At 66.0% G+C, this 19,230-nt stretch carries 17 protein-coding genes; 13 read left to right on the top strand and 4 right to left on the bottom strand.

Going from position 1 to position 19,230, the window contains the following annotated elements:
• Positions 1-44 precede the first annotated feature (44 nt).
• A complete protein-coding gene (locus tag ODE13_RS05465) occupies positions 45-1,454 on the bottom strand; it encodes a hypothetical protein (protein WP_322478325.1) in 1,410 nt (469 codons plus the stop codon).
• Positions 1,455-1,706: 252 nt separating this feature from the next.
• Between ODE13_RS05465 and ODE13_RS05470 the strand changes: the two genes are divergently transcribed.
• From ODE13_RS05470 to ODE13_RS05485, 4 genes are all read left to right on the top strand, one after another.
• Positions 1,707-2,438: an aspartate/glutamate racemase family protein gene (locus tag ODE13_RS05470; protein WP_322478326.1), complete on the top strand. Its 732-nt coding sequence runs from the start codon at positions 1,707-1,709 to the stop codon at positions 2,436-2,438.
• A gap of 65 nt (positions 2,439-2,503) precedes the next feature.
• A complete protein-coding gene (locus ODE13_RS05475; RefSeq protein WP_322478327.1) occupies positions 2,504-3,454 on the top strand; it encodes a hypothetical protein in 951 nt (316 codons plus the stop codon).
• Between the two features lie 163 nt (positions 3,455-3,617).
• Positions 3,618-4,862, top strand: a complete 1,245-nt coding sequence (locus ODE13_RS05480; protein ID WP_322478366.1) for a nucleotide sugar dehydrogenase — start codon at positions 3,618-3,620, stop codon at positions 4,860-4,862.
• 44 nt (positions 4,863-4,906) lie between these two features.
• Positions 4,907-6,076: a hypothetical protein gene (locus ODE13_RS05485; protein WP_322478328.1), complete on the top strand. Its 1,170-nt coding sequence runs from the start codon at positions 4,907-4,909 to the stop codon at positions 6,074-6,076.
• 31 nt (positions 6,077-6,107) lie between these two features.
• Here ODE13_RS05485 and ODE13_RS05490 read toward each other — a convergent pair whose 3' ends face one another.
• Complete coding sequence (locus ODE13_RS05490; protein WP_179540523.1) at positions 6,108-6,752, bottom strand: VOC family protein; 645 nt, start codon at positions 6,750-6,752, stop codon at positions 6,108-6,110.
• 137 nt (positions 6,753-6,889) lie between these two features.
• Here ODE13_RS05490 and ODE13_RS05495 point away from each other — a divergent pair, with 137 nt between their 5' ends.
• Both ODE13_RS05495 and ODE13_RS05500 read left to right on the top strand, forming a co-directional pair.
• Entirely contained in the window at positions 6,890-7,783 is an 894-nt protein-coding gene (locus ODE13_RS05495) for an SURF1 family protein (RefSeq protein ID WP_322478329.1), read from the top strand.
• On the top strand, positions 7,780-8,286 hold the full coding sequence (locus ODE13_RS05500) for a DUF3817 domain-containing protein (protein ID WP_322478330.1): 507 nt from the start codon (positions 7,780-7,782) through the stop codon (positions 8,284-8,286). Before ODE13_RS05495 ends, ODE13_RS05500 begins: the two co-directional genes overlap by 4 nt.
• Positions 8,287-8,324: 38 nt before the next feature.
• Here ODE13_RS05500 and ODE13_RS05505 read toward each other — a convergent pair whose 3' ends face one another.
• Positions 8,325-9,353 carry a LacI family DNA-binding transcriptional regulator gene (locus tag ODE13_RS05505; RefSeq protein WP_416210565.1) on the bottom strand — a complete coding sequence of 343 codons (1,029 nt, stop codon included), beginning with the start codon at positions 9,351-9,353 and terminating at the stop codon, positions 8,325-8,327.
• A 148-nt stretch (positions 9,354-9,501) separates the two neighbouring features.
• Here ODE13_RS05505 and ODE13_RS05510 point away from each other — a divergent pair, with 148 nt between their 5' ends.
• The 4 genes from ODE13_RS05510 to ODE13_RS05525 are packed head-to-tail and all read left to right on the top strand — an operon-like array spanning position 9,502 to position 14,463.
• A complete protein-coding gene (locus ODE13_RS05510) occupies positions 9,502-10,770 on the top strand; it encodes a sugar ABC transporter substrate-binding protein (RefSeq protein ID WP_322478332.1) in 1,269 nt (422 codons plus the stop codon).
• Positions 10,767-11,678: a sugar ABC transporter permease gene (locus ODE13_RS05515; RefSeq protein ID WP_322478333.1), complete on the top strand. Its 912-nt coding sequence runs from the start codon at positions 10,767-10,769 to the stop codon at positions 11,676-11,678. The genes ODE13_RS05510 and ODE13_RS05515 overlap by 4 nt, the downstream gene beginning before the upstream one ends.
• On the top strand, positions 11,675-12,490 hold the full coding sequence (locus ODE13_RS05520; RefSeq protein ID WP_322478334.1) for a carbohydrate ABC transporter permease: 816 nt from the start codon (positions 11,675-11,677) through the stop codon (positions 12,488-12,490). Before ODE13_RS05515 ends, ODE13_RS05520 begins: the two co-directional genes overlap by 4 nt.
• Before the next feature lie 23 nt (positions 12,491-12,513).
• A complete protein-coding gene (locus ODE13_RS05525; RefSeq protein WP_322478335.1) occupies positions 12,514-14,463 on the top strand; it encodes a glycoside hydrolase family 127 protein in 1,950 nt (649 codons plus the stop codon).
• A gap of 121 nt (positions 14,464-14,584) precedes the next feature.
• Here the strand turns inward: ODE13_RS05525 and ODE13_RS05530 are convergent, their stop codons facing one another.
• A complete protein-coding gene (locus ODE13_RS05530) occupies positions 14,585-15,697 on the bottom strand; it encodes a substrate-binding domain-containing protein (protein ID WP_322478336.1) in 1,113 nt (370 codons plus the stop codon).
• Between the two features lie 266 nt (positions 15,698-15,963).
• Between ODE13_RS05530 and ODE13_RS05535 the strand changes: the two genes are divergently transcribed.
• The 3 genes from ODE13_RS05535 to ODE13_RS05545 are packed head-to-tail and all read left to right on the top strand — an operon-like array spanning position 15,964 to position 19,227.
• Positions 15,964-17,295, top strand: a complete 1,332-nt coding sequence (locus ODE13_RS05535; protein WP_322478337.1) for an ABC transporter substrate-binding protein — start codon at positions 15,964-15,966, stop codon at positions 17,293-17,295.
• Positions 17,292-18,284 (top strand): sugar ABC transporter permease, encoded by a 993-nt coding sequence (locus ODE13_RS05540; protein WP_322478338.1) that lies wholly within the window; start codon positions 17,292-17,294, stop codon positions 18,282-18,284. The genes ODE13_RS05535 and ODE13_RS05540 overlap by 4 nt, the downstream gene beginning before the upstream one ends.
• Position 18,285: 1 nt before the next feature.
• Positions 18,286-19,227: a carbohydrate ABC transporter permease gene (locus ODE13_RS05545; RefSeq protein ID WP_322478339.1), complete on the top strand. Its 942-nt coding sequence runs from the start codon at positions 18,286-18,288 to the stop codon at positions 19,225-19,227.
• Positions 19,228-19,230: the final 3 nt, after the last annotated feature.

Here is a 19,230-nt window from a genome sequence, read left to right on the forward strand (position 1 = left end):
GATCGTCGTGACCTCCGTGCAGGCTCATCCTCTGAGGTGCAGCGTCATCCACCCGTGACGAAACCGACTCTGACCGGTCCTACCCACGGACGGTGGCGGTCGAAGCACGTCGACAGAACAGCTTCTGCCCGAGCCAGCACGGTCTCGACTCCTGCGGCTTCTCCGGCGAGACGCAAGGTGATCTCCTGGTCTTCCTGTCTCAGGGACCCGGCGACTCCGGCTTCACGGGCCGCCCGCTGCACCTGGATGAGCTGCCCCCTCGTGAGGGAGGTCGAGCCTGGCCCCACGTGCACCTGCCGCACGGGAAATCCGTGATGCGGGAGCGGCGCCAGAGTCACGGCGTCAGACACGCCACTGCTCAATGCTGGCTGGATGGCGGACAGGGGGAAGCAGATTTCTGCGTCCTCTTGTCGACCTCCGCGCTGCGAGTCGGGGAAATGCACATCCAGGATGTGGCGGGGGACGTCGGCTCCTCGTCCCTCCGTCGGGTACATATTCACTCCGATCTGGGGGTGCGCGTTGAGTTCAAGGACGGCGTAGGAGGTGGTGGAGTGAGCCTCATCATGGTCTATGAGCACATCGACACCCGCCGTGTGAAGTCCCGGAAAGGCCGCGACAGCTGCGACTGCGGCTTCTCGAATCTCCTGCGGGAGTGACTCCGTGACATCGACGACGTCTCCTCCGGCACTGGCATTCGCGGCGCTGCGGAGTTGGATGCGGGCTCCGTGTGCGGGTACTGAGTCTGTCTCGAGCCCCTGGGACTCCAAAAAGTCTCTGACTTCGTCATCCACACGTATGAGTCCTTTGGACAGGAACGGGTTTCGGCGTCGAGCCGCGTTCTTCCGTCGGATCAGTTCGGAGACTGTTGAACGACCGTCGCCAGTGACGTTCGCCGGTATCCGCCGGCACGCGGCCACGTAGCGATCGCCGACGACCAGGACTCGGTGGTCTTCTCCTGCGATATGAGTCTCGAGGACGGCATCCGTGGTCTTGACGGTGCTTCGCAGATCCTCGAACCTCCGGCAGAGCTGTTCCGGGGTGCGAATGTTGGCGAAGACTCCCTGCCCCATGCTGCCGTTCGTGGGTTTCAGAACCACCGGATAGCCGAGACTGTCCGCCTGGTGCATGAGTGTAGCGGGCGTTGCGGAGGCCAAGTCCACCCGTACGGATCGCGGTGCGGGGATGCCCGCAGCTCGGAGCGCTTCGTTGGTGAGAGATTTGTCGTTAGCCGTCCTGACGGCCTGCAGTGTCGTCAGGTTCGGGCGCGATCTGATGAAACGCACCGAACGCCCGGCGCCGTCCGTGATCCGATACCGGCTGATGTCAGCGCTGAGGAACGTGACGCTCAGGCCTCTCCGCCAGGCTTCCAAAGCGATGACATAGCTGGTGAGTTTGCCTCCGAAGGCGTCTCGTACGACGTCTGGCTGAAAGTCTGCGGGCCAATCGTTCACCATGTGATCCTTCCCAGGAGCTCCCACTCAGAAGTGGAGCTACGCGCGGGCCCCACCAACACCCTCAGCTGATCCGACAGCGTGTGATGGTTGGTGTGGGCGGGACTGTTCCCTGATGATCCTATGCTCCGAGCAGCTCAGCTGACCGTCGAGGTGTCACACCGATCTCGACGGTGACCTGCGGTACGATCAGTGGGCCGTCGACCGGCAGGTGGGGTATCGGATGGCAAGCTTGTTCGGGAGGAGGGCCCAGCGATGGAGCACGCGGGCGAGACACCCCTGGTAGGTATTCTTGGCGGCATGGGTCCCGCCGCGACAGTGGACTTCTATTCCAAGCTTGTCGCCGCGACACCTGCTACCCGGGACCAGGATCACCTTAAAGTGATGATCTGGTCTGACCCCTCAGTGCCAGATCGGTCCATGGCCATCTCAGGTGAGGGGGAGAGCCCCGTCCCTGCGCTGTCTCGCGGAGCTCAGGCCCTGAAGGATGCTGGAGCGGATTTCTACGTCGTCACCTGCAACGGAGCCCACGCTTTTCTGCCGGAGGTCCGCGAACGGGTCGACCTTGAGTATCTCAGCATCGTCGATGTTGCGGCGGAGCATCTTGGATCACTGCCCCACGTGAAGAAGGCAGGTGTGCTGGCCACGAACGCGACCATCACAGCTCAGCTGTATCAGCGCGGTCTGCGAGCTGTGGGAGTTGATCCTGTCCTTCCTGGGGTGGAAGATCAGCGGACCGTCATGGAGGCTATCTACGCGGTGAAGTCCGGTACCCTCGGTCCGACGGAGCGCCGGGCCCTGATTCAGGTGACGGAGTGGATGGCGGCCCAAGGAGCAGACATTGTTCTGGGTGCCTGCACAGAGATCCCTCTGGCGTTGGATCCGCAGGAGTCGGCACGTCCGCTCATCGACCCCGCGGTCCTGCTGGCGAATCGTGTCATCCACGAGGCGTCATCGAGGACCGGTTCGGAGATGGAAGCCTTTTGATGGAGGGTCTGGCCGCTCACCTCGCGACCTGTGAGAAGCAGGGTATCCACCAGAAGAGTGCGGTCATGGAGCATGCCGTCATCCGCCGTGGCCTGCCGTATCGTCGGTTGAACCGGTATGTGATCGTCGTCGAACCTGGCGGCCGGCTCCCGATCATCTTCTACAACATGCTCGGCCCCTCCACCAGCCACGCCGGGGGATACCTCGCGGACACCAAACAGCTCAGCCGGCAACTCCTCGCGGAGGCCGGTATCAGTGTCCCCAGATCCCGCACGTTCACCCGAGACGAGCAGCACCAGGCCTGGCAATGGGCGCAGACGCTCACCGAGCCCGCCGTGATCAAACCGACCAGGCTTTCCCGGGGGCGGGGAGTCACCACTGGGATCCGGACCGAGGACGAGTTCCACCAGGCCTGGAACCGAGCCTTCAATGCCTACGGCACGTCCAAACAGATGCAACTGGCTCTGGTGGAGCAGCATTTCTCTGGGGACGACTATCGCTGCTTCGTGGTGGGGGGCCGTCTCGTGTCCGTCACGATGCGCCGACGAGCCTCTGTCGTGGGGGACGGGTCCTCGACGATTCTCGAGCTGATCGAGGCCAAGAACAGGCGACGTGCTGAGCACCCGATGCTCCACAGGTACCCGATTCCTGACTCTCTGGAACACCTCGACGACCTCGCCGCTTCAGGGGCGTGCCTTCAGGATGTCCCCGCAGAGAACACCCGAGTGACTCTGCGTCGCGTCTCCAACCTCGCCAGCGGAGGCGACAGCATCGACTTCACTGAGACCATCCACCCTGGATTCGCGGAAATCGCCGTGCAGGCCGTGGAGGCGATCCCAGGGGTGGAGTGCCTCGGGGTGGACCTCATTGCGACATCCATCACCGAAGCTCCGACTCCCGAGAACCATCTGGTGACCGAGGTGGAGACTGCACCTATGCCGATGACTGAGTTTCCTGTGGAAGGGAAGCCACGTGACATGGCCGGGGCAGTCCTGGAACACTTCCTCCCCGTGTGACACGGGGAGGAAGGCCCAGTCCGGATCACGCTCGGCCCGATAGAGTGGCATCGGCCCCACGAGGACGCCACGAGACCGAAGGACACGTGTGACACCTGCATCGAATCCAACTGCCGGATCCCCCTCAGCCGCTGATGGCGGGCACGCCCACGAGCGTCCTGCTGTGATTGTGGGGCAGGGGTATGTGGGTCTTCCGTTGGCTCAGGCGGCGGTGGCGGTGGGGATTCCCACGGTGGGTTTCGACGTCTCGGAGTCGTTGGTGGATCAGCTGAACGCCGGTGTCTCGCATGTGGATGACCTCAGTGATGAGGATGTCGCGGTGATGCTCTCCCAGGGGTTTAGGGCCAGTGTGGATCCGGGGGATCTGGCGGGGGCTTCGGTGATTGTGATCTGTGTGCCGACTCCGCTCAGTGAGGAGGGTGGTCCGGATCTGCGGGCGGTGGAGGCTTCTGCGCGCACGATTGCTGAGCATCTGGTGCCGGGGACCACGGTGATTCTGGAGTCGACGACGTATCCGGGGACCACTGAGGATGTGGTGCTGCCGATTCTGGAGTCTTCAGGGCTGGTCCATGGTGAGGATTTTCTGTTGGCCTATTCGCCGGAGCGGGTGGATCCTGGGTCTACGAGGTATGGGATCAGGAACACTCCGAAGCTGGTGGGTGGGCTTTCTGCGGCGGCTACGCGGGTGGCGTCGGGGTTCTATGGCCGGTTCGTCGAGGAGGTGGTGCCGGTCTCGGGCACCAAGGAGGCGGAGACGGCGAAGCTGCTGGAGAATACGTATCGGCATGTGAACATCGCGTTGGTCAATGAGATGGCGCGGTTCTGTCATGATCTGGATATTGATATCTGGGAGGTGATCCGGGGGGCTGGGACGAAGCCGTTCGGGTTCCAGAAGTTCACTCCTGGTCCTGGTGTGGGGGGTCATTGCATTCCGATTGATCCGAATTATTTGAGTTTTCAGGTGCGGAAGACTCTGGGGTATCAGTTCCGGTTCGTGGAGTTGGCTCAGGAGATCAACAACTCGATGCCGACGTATGTGGCTGCGCGGATCGGTGAGGCGCTCAATGAGGTGCGTAAGCCGCTGAATGGGTCGAAGGTGTTGTTGTTGGGGGTGACGTATAAGCCGGATATTGCGGATCAGCGGGAGTCTCCGGCGGTGCCGGTGGCGAAGGTGCTGCGGGAGAAGAAGGCGGTGGTGTCTTTTCATGATCCGTATGTGGAGACCTGGTTCGTGGGTGGTGGGTCGCTGCAGCGGGTTCCGGATCTGGATGAGGCTTTGGGGGAGGCGGATATCGTGGTGGTTCTGCAGCCGCATGCGGTCTATGACTTGGACGCTATTGCTGAGTCTGCGGAGTTGCTCTTCGACACTCGTGGAGCGACCACTGCTGAGGGCATCGAACGCCTCTGAGCCCCAGGGCTGGACGACATCTCGCCGAGACGAAGGAACGAACCATGCCGCACACCCGTCCCCGCGTGCTGCTGCTCAGCGACGACGACGCCGTCACCGGCACCCTGCGCCGCCTCACGCGCATCGGAGAGAAGCTCCACAGCCAGGCCGACGTGGTCATGGCGACGCTGTCCTCCACCGAGCCGCCCGGGCCGCAGGGTCCGCCCTTCCCGCTGCAGCGCATCGGCTCGGCGCGCCGGCTGAACATGGATCCCGAGACGTGGGCGGAGGACTACCTCCTTCCTCGCCTGGACCGGCTCACCGTCGGCTTCGAGCCGGACGTGCTCGTGGTCGACGGCGACTTCCCCGCCTGGCTGCTGGACCGGCTGCGTCGCACCCACGGTGTGTCTCGGGTCGACGTCGTCTCCGCGATGGACGCCCAGGAGCGCAGCGGAGCGGCCCCGCGCACCGCCGAACTCACCATCGAGGTCGGTGAGCTGGTGAACGGCCGCCTCACCTCACGCTCCTCCGGAACCGCCGAGCACAGCCGCGTCGAGGTGGACCCCGTGCTGGAGGCCGCCGTGCTGGATGCCGCCGCGGGGAGCGCAGAGAACGCCGAGGCGAACCTCGCCGGAGACGCCACCGCACGGCCCACGGTGGTCGTGGATCTGGCCGGGCTGAGCCCGGACACCGCCGCCGCGGCCGAGGACCTGGCCCTGGAGTGGTTCGCTGCGCATCAGAGGCAGTGGACTGTCGCCCTGCTGGACAGCGCCGTGGCTCGGCGCGTGCCCGCCGGAGCCGAGAAGGTCGCCGGTGGGCTGACCCCTGAGCTGGTGGCTCGCACCGTGGCGGCGCTGGCAGTCCCCGGATTCCGGGCCCTGCACACCTGGGTGCCCGCCGGGGTGCCGGCCCTATGGCTCACCGAGGGGCCTGCGGGTGAGGAGCCCCTCCGCGGGGCGGCCCGTCGCTCGCGGCGTCGCCTGCGCCCCGAGCAGCAGCAGGCGCTGCGCACTCGAGCGGTGCGCGCCGCCGATGCCGGCTGGGGTCTGCGTGAGGAGCTGGAGGGCCCGCACGACGTCGACCGTCTGCGCGCCCGGCTCACCGCAGCGCTGGAGACCATGGACGCTCGCGGCGCGGAGCTGGCCGGCCCGCGTGAGCCGTTCTCCGACGGTGCCGAGCAGGCGGCGCAGGCTGTGCTCGAGCGCGCCCGCCGGCACCTGTCCGACCCCGCCTGAAGTCCAGGCGAGGCTCGCAGGGGCCGACGGATCAGATGGTGATGTCGCCCTTGGGGGTCCGGAAGGTGACTGACATGAGCCCGGGCGTGCCCGAGGGGGCCACCCAGTCCACTGCGACGTCCTGGAAGGGATCGCCGTTGGGACAGGCCAGCCAGTCGGCCACCCGGTCCGGAGAACCGGCGATGGAGAGCCGCACCAGCTCCGCCTGCGGCGGGTAGGCCTGGGAGGGGTGCAGGTCTTCGGTGCCCTCATCCCACCGGAGCAGATAGGGCACCTGGGGGTCAGCGATGAGCCCCTTGATGCCGATCTGCTGCCAGGTGAGCTCCTGGCCGTCAGGAAACTTCCTATTGCCCGGCACGGCCTTCCGGCCCAGCCGCTCCTCGAAGTGGGAGAGGTCGTCCACCGTCACGCACCAGCCCATCCAGCCGCCGCCCACCTGGGAGCGGTTGCGCACCGCTTGGCCGAACGGTGCCTTGTTGGCGGAGGGGTGGTCGAGAACCTCGACGATCTCCAGGTACTGGCGGTTTCGCAGCGGGATGATCGAGCTGCGTGTGCCGAAGCGCGGGTGGATGCCACCCTTGACTCGTTCCACGCCCAGCTCATGGACGATCCTCTCGACCGTGGCGTCCATGCCATCCGGGCCGACCGCATAAGAGACGTGATCCAAGCGCATCATGGGTCCATACTGACACCAGCGTGCTCCTCGTCACCAATCGGGGTCATCTTCGTGACGACCTGGGGTTTCTTCTACCGAAGGTAGAAATAATCGGAGCCTCTGGAGCGGGTCGCAGCTGTCACGCGTATCCTGGTGCGGTGCTCAAGACCGCGCTGCAGCCCAAGTGGATCGCGATGCTCGCCCTGGCCCTGATCCTGGCCACTGTGTTCGTGGTGCTCAGCGCCTGGCAGTTCGGCCAGTCCCGTACGGAGAGTGCTCCCTCGGAGGAGATCACCGAGGAGCCGGTCCCGCTGACCGAGGTCCACGAGCCCGAGCAGCCGATGGCCCTGGAGCAGGCGGACCGCATCGTGACCCTCTCCGGCGAGTTCATCGAAGAGACCCAGGTGCTCATCGATGAGCGCCTGCAGGACGGCGAGTCTGGCTGGTGGGTCGTCGGGGCATTCGCCGTCGACGGCGCCCCGGCGGATGAGGTGATCCCGGTGGTGCGCGGCTGGACCGACGACGTCGACGCGGTGGACTCCCTGCCCGCCGGCCGGCAGCTCGAGCTGCAGGGGCGTCTGCTGCCCCCGGAGGCGCCGATCCCGGGGGAGCGCGAGGCCGCACACATCTTCTCGAGCCTCTCTCCGGCGGAGCTGATCAACGTCTGGGACCTGCCCTCCTACTCCGGGTTCCTGGTGGCCTTCGACGTCGTCGACGCCTCCGGTCAGGAGATCGGTGCCGAGGACCCGGCCTCGCCCTTGGAGTCTGTCTGGGTGGGGCCACAGCCGGAGGGCTCCTCGGTGAACTGGCTGAACCTGTTCTACGCCGTGGAGTGGGTGGTCTTCGCCGGCTTCGCCTTCTATCTCTGGTGGCGCCTGGTCAAGGACGCCCACGAGAAGGAGCAGGAGGCCTCCGTGCTCGACACCGAGTGGGAGGAGCAGTGGCGGCTCGAGTACCTGGCCGCGATCGAGTCCGGGCAGAGCCCGGAGCAGGCCGAACAGACCGCCACGGATGAGGCGGCACGCACGCTTGACGAGAAGGACGCACGATGACCGAGAACACCGGATCCCTCCAGGGCGCCGCACCCGAGGTGCCCGCCGCGCCGAAGCGCCCGCAGAAGCGCCGCTTCCAGGGCACGATGCAGCAGATCAACGGCTCCCTGACCTTCTACAAGATCTTCGCCTTCACCACCGGGATCATGCTGCTGATCCTGGTGGCCAAGATGATCATGGACTACGGCTTCGGCTACGAGCTCTACGCCGGCGGCACCACGGCTGCAGGGGAGGAGAACACGCTGGGCTTCCATCCGAAGGAGTCAGTGGTCGGCGGCACGGGAATCTCCTACTGGACGGCCGTGGTGCACGGCTGGATCTATGTGGTCTACGTGATCGCCGGCTTCCGCCTCTGGTTCCTGATGAACTGGCGCTTCTCCCGGCTGGTGACCATCGTGCTGGGCGGGGTGGTGCCGTTCCTGAGCTTCATCGTCGAGCGTCGCATCGCCGCCGAGGTGCGCCGCGACGTCCACACCAACCCGGAGGCGGTCCGGAGGTACTGACCGGGGTGCTCAGCGGGATCGTCGGGCAGCTGGCATGGCTATGTTCCGGTCGAGGAATTGCGAATCACCAGCTTGGGAGTGACCGTCTCGACACGTTGTGCAGGGGGCTGCCCGTCCAGCGCGGCAGACAACAGATGCGCCGCGCGTCGGCCGATCTGTTTGAAGCCGAAGTCCACGCTGGTCAGACTGGGCTGTGACCCACTGATCAGGGGCTCCCAGTTGTCGAAACTGACGACGGCGATGTCGGAGGGGATCTCCCTGCCCGAGGCCCGCACGGTCTCGATGATTCCCCGGGTGATGCGGTCGCTGCCTCCGATGATGGCATCCACTGCGGTGCGGTGCTCCAGGAGGTTGCGAGTCGCTGCTCGTCCCCATGGCTCATCCCAGGCGCCGAACTGGGTGGGCCCGACCTGCTCCAGGCCATGGGCGTCCAGAACCGTCGCGATGCCGGCAGCACGGTTCTGGGCGGCAGAATATGTGGGGTCACCGGAGATGTGGGCGATACGGGTACGGCCCATCGCCACGAGGTGTTCAGCTGCCAGTTCGCCGGCACGCGTATTGTCCGGCACGACGGCCAGATCCTGCGAGTCCTCGGAGGGCGCGTAGGCGTAGACCACCGGCATGGGCACACGGTGACTGACCGACGGCCGGGCGTCGGGGCGCGCCCCGACCACGATCAGGCCATCCACGTCCCGCCCGACCAGGGCCTTGAGGTGGTGGCTCTCCCGGATGGGGTCACCTCGCCCGTCGCAGAGGAACACTGAGGTTCGTCCCGCACCGAAGGCATCCTCGGCACCCATCAGGATCGGCAGGCTGAATCGGCCCTCCAGATCATCGGTGATCAGCCCCACCGTTCCGGTGCGGCTGCTGTGCATGGCCTGAGCCAGTGCATTGGGGGTGAAGCCCAGCCTCTCGGCGACCTCTCGAACGCGTTCCTTCGTGGAGGTGCTGACCTGTCCCGGACGATCGTTGAGGGCCTTCGACGCGGTGCTGGGCGAGACGCCTGCCAGGGCGGCGACATCCCGCAGCGTCACCCGCCGTCGAAGCGGTGCTTCTGTTTCGTTCACTGAGCCCATCCTTGATCGCTGGTCAGTCAAGAATAGCCTGGAACCGCCGGAGAGCGACCCTTGTATGTGATTGATGTCACTGCTAGCGTAACCGAAAACGTTTTCTAAAAGTTTCCATCACCGCTCTCACTCGCACCCGGAGGAACTCATGTCAACGAACAACGGCGTCCGAGCTCTCGGCATCGCCAGCGTTGCGACGCTGCTCACGATCACTGCCTGCGGAGGTGACGGCGATGATGACGCGTCCGGCGACTCGGGAGCCCAGGAGGGTCCGCAGACGCTGACCGTCTGGCACTACCAGTCCGAGGATGCACAGGTGGAGCTGATGGACACCTACGCCGAGGAGTTCGAAGCGCAGCGCGACGACGTGACGGTCGAGAACGTCTACGTCCCCTATGACCAGATGAATTCGCGCCTGGTCAACGCCGCAGGCGCCGGAGAAGGGCCCGACGTCGCCTTCTTCAACGGCGCAGAGACGTCGATCATCGCCCTGGGTGGCGCGCTGACCCCGATCAACGATTACTGGGACACCTTCGACGACGCCGACCTCGTCCAAGAATCCGTGCTGCACCAGATCGACGGGGACATCTACGCCGTCCAGGGCTACGTCAACCTACTGGGGCTGTGGTACAACGCAGAGATCCTCGACGAACTCGGAGAGGAGCCGCCGACCACCATCGACGAGCTCGAATCCGCCATGGGCGCCGCTGAGGAGGCCGGATACCGGGGCATCACGCTGACCGGACTGCCCAATTCCCAGGGGGAATGGCAGGCCTACCCCTGGCTCACGGCTGCCGGCTTCAGCTACGAGTCCCCCGATGAAGAAGCGCTGGTCGAGGCTCTGACCCGTGCGGAGACATGGGTCGACGAGGGGTGGCTCTCCCAAGAAGCGGTGACGTGGGACCAGACGGTGCCATTCCAGGAATGGGCCTCCGGAGACACCGCCTTCGCCGTGAACGGCAACTGGCAGCGCGGCAACGCCGAAGCCGACGCTGACTTCGACTACGGTGTGGTGCCGCTGCCGTTGGGTGAGAGCGGTGGGGTGTACCTGGGCGGCGAAGGCCAGGGCATCGGCGTCAACAGTGAGAATCCCGACTTGGCGTGGGAGTACCTCGAGAGCACCCTTCTCGACGCCGAGGGACAGCTTCATGCGCTGGAGATCGTAGGGTCCCTGCCATCTCGCTCGGACTCTGCCGAAGACGATCTGGTCACCGATGATGAGATCCTCTCCGCCTTCAGCGAGTCCGTCACGGAGCTCGGGGCGAACTACCCGGATACGGTGCTGCCCCCCGAGGCGGTGGGAGATGTGCAGGTCAGCATGGCACAGGCGTGGAGCGCGGTGATCGGCAAGCAGTCGTCACCTGAGGACGCCGCCGCCGAGGCGATGGCCACGCTCGAGAGTCTGCTCGACCAGTGACCACAGCACCTCTGACGACCTCCAGGAGCCGCCGCGGGTTCCAGAATTCGCGGCGGCACCTGGTCTTCCTGATCCCCGCTGCCGCGTTCATGGCCGCATTCGCGGTCTATCCGCTGCTCCAGTTGGCGTGGATGAGCGTCCACGATGTCACCCAGGCGACGCTCAACGTCCCAGGGTGGGAGTTCGTGGGTCTGGAGAACTTCATCAGGGGCTTCACCGCCGGTGAGAGCGCGGCCGCGGTGAACAGGACCCTGGTCGTCGTCGCGGTGGTCACCACTTCGGGCATGCTGCTCGGGTTCGTCGCGGCGATCGCCATGCGGACCTCCGGATGGTGGTCCGCGGCGCTGCTGGCGCTGATGGTGTTCGTCTGGGCGCTGCCGCCGGTGGTCAACGGCTCGGTCTGGAAGTTCCTGCTGGCCGAACGCGGCCTGTTCAACACTGTGCTGGGCGCCCTCGGACTGGACACCCTCCCCTTCCTGTACGACCCGCAGTGGGCGCTGATCTCGGTCGCCTCCGTGGCGGCCTTCGCCGTCATCCCTTTCAACGCCCTGGTCTTCCGAGCCGCGCTGATGGCCATTCCCCCGGAGGTGTTCGAGGCTGCTGCCGTGGACGGGGCAAGCAAGTTCCAGGAGATTCGCTTCATCATGATGCCGGCCGTCCGCGGCACCACCCTGGTGCTGTTCGTGCTCACCGTGGTCTACGGATTCCGCAGCTTCGACTACATCTACGTGATGACTTTCGGAGGCCCGGGCACTGCCACAGCCACCCTGCCGTTCCTCGGGTACCTGCAGGCGTTCAACCGCTACGACTATGGGCTCGGATCGGCGACCTCGTTCCTGGCGGTCGTCGGCGTGCTGGCGCTCGCCGGCGCCTACGCCTGGACGATCCGTCGGGAGGAGAGGTCATGAATCCCCACGCCGGGCCGGTGGCGATCGTCACCAAGCTGTTCTTCACGGTGCTCTACGGAGTGCCGCTGCTGTGGATCGTTCTGACCTCGTTCAAAGACTCCGCGGACGTGTTCGACCCCTCGTCGGCGCTGCTCTTCGAACCGACAGTCCAGGCTTATACACGGAACGTGAACAGCAATCTCATCGATGCGCTCGGTCAGTCCGTGGCGATCGCCGTCGGGGCCACCGTCCTGGTGCTCCTGATCTCGGTCCCCGCCGCCTACGCGCTGGCCAGAGTGACGCATTGGTCCGTCACGATCGGGCTGATCGCGCTCATCGTGCTGCAGATGATGCCTCAGACAGCCATGGTCATCCCCCTGTTCAGGCTCTTCGGCAACTGGGGACTGCTGGACTCGCTGGTCGGTGTGATCATCGCCGACGCCGCGCTGCTCACGCCGTTCGCCACTCTGCTGCTTCGGCCGTTCTTCCGTGCCGTGCCTATGTCTCTGGAGGAATCCGGGGCATTGGACGGGGCAGGACTGTTCCGCATCTTTTGGCTGATCGTCCTGCCGCTGGCGCGCAACGGGGTGCTGACCATCAGCTCCATCACCTTCCTGCTGGCCTGGGGCGAATTCCTCTACGCGGTGAGCTTCATGCTGAGCCCCGGAGGGTATCCGCTGTCCGCACTGCTGTCCCAGCAGGTGTCCGCCTTCGGAATCGACTGGCCGGGCCTGATGGCGCTGGCCGTGCTGACCTCCATCCCCATCCTGATCGTCTTCATCTCCAGCTACCGCCTGCTGCGCGACGGACTGACCGTCGGCGCGGTGAAGTAGTGCCGACACAAGGAGCCCCCACCATGAGCACCCCAGCACCTGTCATGCCCGATCATCCCCGGTTGCGACCCCTCGGCATCCATGAAGTGACGCTTGCCCCCGGGTTCTGGGGCGACCGCCAGCAGCTGAACGCGGAGGAGATCATTCCGCATGTGGAGCACTGGCTGGAGCGCCAGGGGTGGGCGGGGAACTTCGACCTGGCCATGACGGGGGGACTCCCCGAGGGCCGCAGCGGCCGAGAGTTCGCCGATTCGGAGATCTACAAGCTGCTCGAAGGTATGGCCTGGGAGCTGGGGCGCCGTCCGAATCCCGAGCTGGAAGAACGGTTCGCCAGGTTGAGCCGGCGAGTAGCCTCGGCCCAGGAAGCCGACGGTTACCTGAGCACGGCCTTCGGCCGTCCAGGGCAACGGCCGAGATACTCGGACCTGGAATGGGGCCACGAGCTCTACTGCTACGGGCACCTGATCCAGGCAGGTGTGGCACGACTGCGCACCTACGGTGAGGACCTCTTGGTGCGCACCGCCGTCGCCGCAGCAGACCACGTCTGCAGGGAGTTCGGCGATGAGGGTGACACCCGAGTCTGCGGACACCCGGAGATCGAAACCGCGCTGGCCGAGCTCGCCCGGGCCACCGGTCGGCCGAAGTACCTGCAGCAGGCCAAGAAGTTCGTGGAGCGGCGCGGCCACGGGAGCCTGCGCAAGATCTTCCTCGGCCAGGAGTATTTCCAGGATGACACCCCCGTACGTGCAGCCGAGACACTGCGCGGTCATGCGGTGCGGGCCCTCTATCTCTCCGCCGGAGCTGTGGACGTGGCCATGGACACCGATGACGATGGACTGCTCACCGCCGCGGCGCAGCAGGTCCGGCGCACCCTCGCCCGACGCACCTACATCACCGGAGGGATGGGAGCACAGCATGAGGGCGAGTCCTTCGGGGCCGACTTCGCGCTGCCCCCCGACAGGTCCTACTCGGAGACCTGCGCCGGGATCGCCTCGGTCCAGCTCAACCACAGGCTGCTGCTGGCGACCGGAGATCCGTTGCATGCCGATGCGGTGGAGCGCACCCTGTTCAATGTGGTGGCTGCAGCCGTGGCCGAGGACGGGCACAGCTTCTTCTACACCAACACCCTGCACCAGCGCGAGGCAGGCAGGAGGCCTCCAGCAGGCGAGGCCAGCCCGCGTGCGGCCTCCGGCATGCGAGCCCCCTGGTTCGACGTGTCGTGCTGTCCCACCAACGTCACCCGCACGCTGGCCTCCCTGGCCGCCTACGTCGCCACGGCTGATGACCAGGGCCTCCAGATCCACCAGTACGCGCAGGGGACGATCGCCACGGAGCTGAACGGAGAACCCCTCCGACTGCTGGTGGAGACCGAGTACCCCCACCACGGGAACATCCAGGTGCGGGTGGAACAGGCCCCTCAGACGTGGACGCTGAGCATGCGCATCCCGAACTGGGCCGACGGTGCCAGGGCCTGGATCACGGGAGAAGCTCCTCAGATGGTCGAACCCGGCATGTTTGAGCTGCCCCGACCTCTGCGCGTCGGCGAAGCCGTGACTCTGGACCTGCCGGTGGCCCCGCGGTGGTCGTGGGCAGATCCGCGCGTGGATGCGGTGCGCGGCCACGTCGCCGTCGAGTGCGGGCCTCTGGTCATGGCGCTGGAGTCGCCGGACGTTGCGGCAGCGGCTCCGGACGCCGTCGAGGCAGCGGACGCCGATGTTGCGACGGTCCGTGCCGATCCGCGCCACCCCCTGACCCTCACCGAGGGGCAGGTCATGCTGCCGGTGCGCCGGCACCGGAACTCCGAATCGCAGTGGCCCTTCCCCCCGCGGCGCCCCCAGGAGCCCGATGACGAGACGCCGCTGGCTCATGTGCCCATGATTCCCTATCACCGCTGGGCCAATCGGGGCCCCTCCACCATGCGAGTCTGGATTCCGGAGGTCCCCGCCGCGATCCAGCCGGGCACCAGCCGGTGAGCTCTTCGGACGCATGACGTGTTCGCCGCCGAGGTGCGCCGCGACGTCCACACCACCCCGGAGGCGGTCCGGAGGTGCTGAACGGCGTGCTCAGCGGGATCGTCGGGCCGGTGGCTGGCCGTCAGGTGGAGTCACGGACCTCGAGAGTCGGCAGCAGCTCGATGCGGCGCGGGGTCCATGACTGCTCCTTGCGCTGGGTGCGGATGCGTTCGATGAGCAGCTGTGCCGCCACCCGGCCCACCGCCGCCTTCGGAGGGGCGACTGCCGTCAGCGGCACGGAGCCCAGTCCGGCGACGACGTCGTCATAGGCCACCACCGCGCAGTCCCCCGGCAGGGAGAGCCCTGCCGCGGTGAGGCGATGGGCAAGCACCAAGGCGTTCTCGTCGCTGTGGATCAGTGCGGCGGTGAATCCCTGATCCTTCAGCAGCCGGGGCAGCCATGACGGGTCGTCGTGGTCCGGGTAGGCCACCTGAACCGCTCCTACCACCGCACCATGGTCCTCTCCGGCAGCATCGGGCGAGCTGAGCACGCTCATGTGGTGCTCCACCTGAGGGTGCGCGGCGGCGACTGAGGCGAAGGCCGTGCTCACGGCGCGCGCCGTGGGGGAGTCCTGCCGGGTCGCCAGCAGGATCCTGCGGTGCCCCAGGTCCACAAGGTGCTCCACCGCCAGGGAGACCCCGTGCTCATGGTCGCTGGAGACCGCGTCCAAGTGCTGCCATGCCGGACCTCGGGGCGGCCGGCGCTCCATGAGCACCGTGGGGAGCGCCACGTCCTTCAGTGCCTGTGCCTCAGCCTGCATCACCTCCGCCGAGCGCCACCGCGGGGCCAGCAGCAGCCCGTCGGATTCGTCGTCGATCAGATGCCGCCACTGGTGGGCCGCGGGGGAGCGCTCGTTCGGGGTGAGATGCAGCACCACGCGATATCCGGCATGCTGCAGGGACTGTCGTGCGCTCTGCACCACTTCGTTCAGGTAGGGATGCCTCTCCGGGGAGATGATCGACACCGTCCCCGCCGCGCCGTCGCCAGGTGCCGGTTCTCCGGAGGTGCGCCGCGGTGCGGTCACCTTCCCGTGCAGCCTCACCACCGCGCCCTGACGGGTCAGGGCCTCCAGGTCCCGCCGGACGGTCACCATGGAGACTCCCAGCAGGGCGGCCAGATGCGCGACCTTGACCTCATCACGGTGGTCAATGATCTCCAGGATCCTCTGGCGTCGATCCTCCGCAGACTCTCGCACCTCGGCTCCTTCCCTCCGTGGATGATCGTTTGAGTGAAGTATAGGTGCGATCAGCCGAGGCCTCGCCATCGCGGGTCGCATGGATGAGGTGAGGTTCGGGTCGATGCGCATGAGCGTCTCCCTCGCCCAGTGACTCGGCTTCTCTGCGGTCTCACGCCATCATAAGAGATTGTTTGATCGTTTGACTGATATGAGATCGATAATGATACTTGTCACCGTCCGCTGTGTCGGGCATCACATGATGAGGAAAGGACGTGGAGGTCGACATGTCAGAGGCCGTCAACCGCCGGAGCCTGCTGAGCATGGGGCTGGCCCTGCCGCTGCTGGGCGGCGTCACCGCCTGCGGCTCGGGAAGAACATCCGGCACCCGTCCGCGCCCCGGAGGGAAGACGCAGGTGACCTTTTGGTCCTCGCTGCGCGGCAGTCACGAGGTGGTCCAGGTCTTCAACGACACCCACGATGACATCGAGGTCGTCTTCAACCAGATACCCACCGGAGGCGAGGGCGGGTACGCGATCCTGCGCAACGCCTCCCGTGCTGGCAACGCTCCGGACGTGGTCACCCTCGAGTACCCCCAGGTGCCCGAGTTCGTGGTGGACGGCATCGCCCAGGACATCAGCTCGATGATGAGCCCGGATTTCCATGACCAGCTGCTGCCTGCTGCGCTGGCCCGCACCACGTACGGGGACGGGATCTACGCCGTCCCCAATGACCTGGAACCGCTGGTGATGCACTACCGCGACGACATCTTCACGGACCGCGGATACGGGATCCCCGGCACCTGGGACGAGTTCGCTGAACTGGGCCGACGCATCCGCGACGAGCGCGACGGCAGACGCATCGCCATCTTCCCGACGAACGGCGGCACGTACTTCGCCGGCTACAGCCAGCAGGCCGGAGGACGGTGGTTCGACACCCGTGACGATGCGTGGCACGTCCACATGGCCGACGAGGAGACCCGCAGGGTCGCCCAGTTCTGGCAGTCCATGATCGACGAGGACATCGTCCGCATCATGCCGGACGGCCAGGAGTTCGATGCCCTGCTCAGCTCCGACCAGATCCTCACGCGGCTCTCCGGCGCCTGGGACGCCGGTGCCCAGATGGGCGCACGGCCCGGGCAGACCGGGCTCTGGCGGATAGCACCGCTGCCGCAGTGGTCCCAGGGCGAAGCATCTCTGGGCGACCATGGCGGATCGACCTTCGCCCTGACCGGAGACAGCCGCGAGCCCGAGGCCGCCCTGGAGTTCATCCGGTGGCAGGTGAGCCATCCAGACTCCATGGCCGCGCGCCTCTCTGCCGGGACCTCGAGCATGTTCCCGGTGGTCGAAGAGCTGGTGGAGGTGGCACGTGAGGCCTTCGACGAGTCCTACTACGGCGGCCAGGACATCTACAGCCTTTTCGCCCAGGAGGCGCCCAAAGTGCGCGACGACTGGAATTGGGGGCCACGCATGACATCCACCCTGCAGGTGATGCAGGACAATTTCGCCCGTGTCCCCGCCGGTGAGGACACCCTGCTGGATGCGGTGCGTGCCTCCCAGGCCGGCACCGTGCCCGACCTGCGCGCCCTGGGACTGTCGGTCAGTGAGGTGACAGGATGAGTGTGACAGACCACCGCCCGAGGACGGCGCCGGCCCCGCCTGAGCCGTCGCGGTCCACAGCGCCGGGGGGAGGACATCTCCCCGCCGGATCCCCGGGGCGCAGGCAGAAGCTGCGCGCCTCCGGGATGCTGATGGCCCCGTTCTTCCTGCTCATGGCGGGGGTGTTCGTCGCCCCGTTGGTCATGGCGCTCTATATGAGCTTCTTCACCCAGGACAACACGGGGCTCGGCTTCGGCGCCCCTGAACAGACCTTCGTGGGGCTGCGCAGCTACGTGGCGGTGTTCTCCGACCCCACCTTCATGGGGTCGCTGGGGCTGATCCTGCTCTTCTGCGTGGTCTACATTCCAGTGGTCACCGTGGGCGCTCTGCTGCTGGCGCTGCTGTTGGACTCTGGGATCTCCCGGCTGCGCTCGGTGATCCAGCTGGGTCTCTTCCTGCCCCATGCCGTGCCCGGCATCATCGCCGCCATCATCTGGCTCTACCTCTACACCCCCGGCATCAGCCCGGTCACGGAGGCGCTGTCCCGATTGGATCTGGAGATCAACTTCTTGGGCGTGAACATGGTGGTCCCCTCGATCATCAACATCGCGGTGTGGTCCTCGCTGGGCTACTTCTCCGTGATCTTCTACGCCGCCCTGCAGGCGGTCCCCGGGGAGGTGCTGGAGGCTGCCCGCATGGACGGCGCCGGTCCGGTGCGCATCGCCACCCTGGTGAAGCTGCCGATGATCACGTCCTCGCTGGTGATGGTGCTGCTCTTCGCCATGATCTGGACCCTGCAGCTGTTCACCGAGCCGATGCTGCTGAGCCAGTCGACGCCGGCCATCAATTCTCGGTTCTCCCCGTCGATGTACATCTATGACGCCGCCTTCACCCGCAACAACTACGGCCTGGCGGCAGCTGCCGCCGTCGTGCTCATGGTGGCGACCATGGCACTGTCCTTCGGGCTGACCAAGCTGTCGAATCGGCTCCAGCGGCAGGAAGGACGTTGACATGAGCACGACCATCACTGATCCGCTTCGCAGCGGGCAAGCAGCCCGCGCTGAGCGCTCCAGCTCCGGTGCGGGAGGATCCGCGCCGATGACCACGAGGCCACGCCGCCCGTTCCTGCTGGGGCGGCCGGTGGTCTACCTGGTCCTGGGCGTGTTCGTCATCTACACCTTGGCCCCGGTGGCCTGGCTGTTCTTCGCCGCCGCCTCCGATGCGGACGCGCTCTCCTCGGCACAGGTGTTCAGCCTCCGCGAGTTCGCACTCTTCGACAACATTCGGGAGCTGTTCGCCACCGATGGAGGTCTCTACGCCCGTTGGTATCTCAACACCATCCTGTATGCGGTGCTCGGCGGCATCCTCGCCTCGCTGATCAGTGTGGCCGCCGGCTACGCGTTCGACAAATACGACTACCGGCACAAGGAGAAGCTCTTCGGGCTGGTGCTCTTGGCCGTGATGGTCCCGCAGACGGTGCTGGCGCTGCCTCTGTACCTGATCGCTTCAGAGATCGGTCTGGTCAACACGTTCTGGTCGGTGTTCATCCCTGTGCTGTTCAATCCTTTCGGCGTCTACCTGGGCCGCATCTTCTCCGAGGGGTACATCCCCGACGAGGTGCTTGATGCCGCACGGATGGACGGTTCGGGAGAGGTGAAGATGTTCTTCACCGTGGCGCTGAAGATGCTCGCCCCCGGGGTGATGACCGTCTTCCTGTTCCAGCTGACCGCCATTTGGAACAACTTCTTCCTGCCGATGGTGATGCTCTCCGACCAGGAGCTCTACCCGGTGGCTCTGGGCCTGTACAACTGGAACTCCATGGCCACGGTCTCACCGGAGTACCAGCTGGTGGTCATCACGGGCTCGTTGCTGGGCCTGCTGCCCCTGATCCTGGCGTTCATGCTGCTGCAGCGGTTCTGGAAGGCCGGCCTGACCGCGGGGTCGGTGAAATGAGCG

The sequence above is a fragment of the Nesterenkonia sp. HG001 genome (genome assembly GCF_034438835.1).
Classification (GTDB): Bacteria; Actinomycetota; Actinomycetes; order Actinomycetales; family Micrococcaceae; genus Nesterenkonia; species Nesterenkonia xinjiangensis.